The organism is Mesorhizobium sp. M4A.F.Ca.ET.020.02.1.1, assembly GCF_004022645.1.
In the GTDB taxonomy this organism is placed as follows: domain Bacteria; phylum Pseudomonadota; class Alphaproteobacteria; order Rhizobiales; family Rhizobiaceae; genus Mesorhizobium.
Genome location: NZ_RZOI01000781.1, coordinates 1 through 2,689, shown reverse-complemented (window position 1 = coordinate 2,689; position 2,689 = coordinate 1). Strand labels below are relative to the sequence as shown.

The following is a 2,689-nucleotide window of genomic DNA, read 5'->3' as shown; positions in this document are numbered from 1 at the left end:
GAGCGTGGCGAGATGGAGATCATCCGCGGCTTCCTGCCGACGCAGCTCGACGATGCGGCCGTTACCGCCGCGGCACGCGCGGCGATCGCGGCGATGGGCGCCGCCAGCCAGAAGGACATGGGCAAGGTGATCGGCGTGCTCAAGCAGAAGTACGCCGGCCAGATGGACTTCGCCAAGGCAAGCGCGATCGTAAAAGGACTGCTGCAGTAATCTGCGCTTGCCCACTTCATGGGTGCGGCGGGCTCATGAGCCCTTGCAGATTGGCAGCGCCTGTGGCGGCGGTGCCGGATGGTCCTTCTTGTACTGGGCAATGATCGGCTCGAGGGTCGTCCTCGGCCAGAATTTCGGCGTGCCGATCTCCTTCAGACAGGATGCGTTCCAGTAGGAGCTCGAAGCGGAATGGCCGCTCGCCGCGGCGGCGATGTCGCGCGATTCCGGATAGATGTAGAGCGTCGTCGGGTTGCCCTTGACCATCGCGATGAGCTGCGTGGCATCGGCCGCCGACCAGCTGGTGCAGCCATTGCTGCGGCCGCCGGCATAGTCCACCAGCTTGCCGAACGGCACCATGCCTTCATGGTCGGCGTAAGAACTGTTCGGGTTTTTGCGCAGGCACATGCCGCGCAGCACCTGGGCCGCGTGGCCGCCAATAACACGCTGCCTGGCATTGGCGGCTTCGCCTTCGCCATCGAACTGGATGAAGGTGCGCAGGAAAGCGGTGTCCTGTTTTGCGCCGGTGCGATAGAAGCCCTTGAATGAGGTTTTCGCCTCGCGGGTCATATAGGCGCCACCGGCGGTCAATTCCGAATCCATCGCATTGCCGAAGTTCTTGGCGCATCGCCTGCCGTTTGAGAAATTGACGTTGCCTTTCAGGTTGCGGCCGCCGCCGTGGCCCGACGAGATCGCGCGAAACGACTGGCTGGCTTCGCAGATGATGTAGTAGCGGCGCCCCAGCACGCCATTGCCGAGATCGCCGGGACGCGTCGCATCCATGGCGAAGTAGCAGGGGTTCTTGACGGCGCCGGCGGCCACTTTTTTCAGGTAAAGCGCGCGCGCCCGCTCCAGGACGACCGCTGCGATCTGACCATCGCCCTCGCCAACATGGGCGTGCAGCCAGGCCGGAATGTTGGACGGTTGCAGGGCGGCGAAGGATCGCGCCGATACCGTCACGGCGACGACAGTGGCCAGGAGGCCGAGGATAGCGACACCCAGCGGGACATATCTCAATCGCATAGTTCCCCCCATCAACGCAGTGTCTCAGCGGTGAATCACCACGAGCCAATCATAAAAGGCCTCGCGCCAATCTGCGAAACACTTCTAGTTTAGCTGCCCACCCCAAAGCCGGAATACATCATGGTTGAAATCGTCAAACCAGCGCTCGAACATCTGCCGTCCTACAAGGCGGCGCTGGAGCGCGGCTGGTCGCCGGACAATGTGCGGCTTGAGGAAGCGACCCGCGAACAGCTTGCGGCAATAGAGGAAGACCCGGCCGCCTTCCTCGCCAGCCTCGACGATCCCGAGGGCAGGGGGCCGCCGATCACCTTGCCGGACGGCACAACGGTGCCGCGACTGCCCGGCTTCCGGCGCTGGATCTGGGACGGCGAGGCCGCCGGCTCGATCGGCTTCCGCTGGCAACCCGGCACGGCGGCGCTGCCGTCTCATGTGCTTGGCCATATCGGCTATGCGGTGGTGCCGTGGAAGCGCGGGCGCGGCTATGCGACGGAGGCGCTGCGGCTGATGCTCGGCGAGGCGAGGGCGGTCGGCCTGCCCTTCGTCGAGATTACCGCCAAGCCCGGCAATCCGACCTCGCACAAGGTGATCCTGGCTAATGGCGGCAAGCTCGTCGGCCGCTTCTTCGAGGATGCCGCCTATGGCGGCGCCGAGAGCCTGCGCTTCCGCATCGACTTGTAATCCTGCCGGTCTGAAGAATTGATTCAGGGCGGTGTCGCAACGCGTTGTTTTGCCGGGCTTCCTGGCGCGCAGCGGCTCGCGACAACGGCGTCGCTACTCAGCCGCCGCCGGCAGCGGCGGCGCCACGCGGCTGCGTCCTTCCCAGACCTGCGATGCGACCGCCACGACGACCGCGACCAGCATGGCCAGCGCGCCGACCACCGGCAGGCTGCGATAGCCATAGCCGGCATTGAGCATGGCCGCACCCAGCGACGCAGCGAGCGCGATGCCGACATTAAAGCCTGACGGGATGAGCGAGGAGGCGAGGTTGGAGGCGTCCGCCGTCCAGGCCAGGATGCGGGTCTGGATCGGCGCGCCGATGGCAAAGTTGAGGCCGCCCCAGATGACGATGGCAACGACCATCGGCACGGGGTAGGGGCTGACGGCATAGATGACGCCAAGCATCAGCGCCTGCAGGAACAGCATGGTGATCAGCGACGGCATCAGCTTCCAGTCGGCGAGCTTGCCGCCGAGGAAGACGCCGATGGTCGCGCCGACGCCATTGAGCAGCAGCACCCAGGGCACCAGGCTCTCATCGAGGCCGGTGACTTCGAGCAAGGTCGGGGTGATGTAGGTGAACAGGCCGAACTGGCCGATCATCAGCATGAGCATCAGGATCAGCGAGGTCCAGACCTGCTGACGTCCCAAAACGCGGACCTCGTGCGACAGGCTGGCGGGGCTGTTCGACGACCCCGCCGTGCGCGGCAACAAAGCAAGCATGGCGGCAATTGCCGCTACGCCC

General features: G+C 65.1%; 3 protein-coding genes and 1 pseudogene. 2 read left to right on the top strand and 2 right to left on the bottom strand.

Features of this window, described 5'->3' with window-relative positions; translation table 11 throughout:
• Nucleotides 1-210 (top strand): GatB/YqeY domain-containing protein (locus EN742_RS31010; RefSeq protein ID WP_189375682.1); only part of this gene is annotated, 210 nt, incomplete at its 5' end.
• A gap of 33 nt (nucleotides 211-243) precedes the next feature.
• Here the strand turns inward: EN742_RS31010 and EN742_RS31005 are convergent.
• Nucleotides 244-1,230, bottom strand: a complete 987-nt coding sequence (locus tag EN742_RS31005) for a hypothetical protein (RefSeq protein WP_126058784.1) — start codon at nucleotides 1,228-1,230, stop codon at nucleotides 244-246.
• A gap of 120 nt (nucleotides 1,231-1,350) precedes the next feature.
• On the opposite strand from EN742_RS31005, the gene EN742_RS31000 reads away from it, so the two are divergent.
• A complete protein-coding gene (locus tag EN742_RS31000; RefSeq protein ID WP_126058785.1) occupies nucleotides 1,351-1,908 on the top strand; it encodes a GNAT family N-acetyltransferase in 558 nt (185 codons plus the stop codon).
• A 93-nt stretch (nucleotides 1,909-2,001) separates the two neighbouring features.
• On the opposite strand, the pseudogene EN742_RS30995 reads toward EN742_RS31000, so the two are convergent.
• Nucleotides 2,002-2,689: pseudogene (locus EN742_RS30995) on the bottom strand (MFS transporter); the annotation flags it as partial.

Bases quoted from the DNA above. Each gene is read 5' to 3' on its own strand.
- EN742_RS31005 (WP_126058784.1), bottom strand. From the start codon at position 1,230: ATGCGATTGAGATATGTCCCGCTGGGTGTCGCTATCCTCGGCCTCCTG.
- EN742_RS31000 (WP_126058785.1), top strand. From the start codon at position 1,351: ATGGTTGAAATCGTCAAACCAGCGCTCGAACATCTGCCGTCCTACAAG.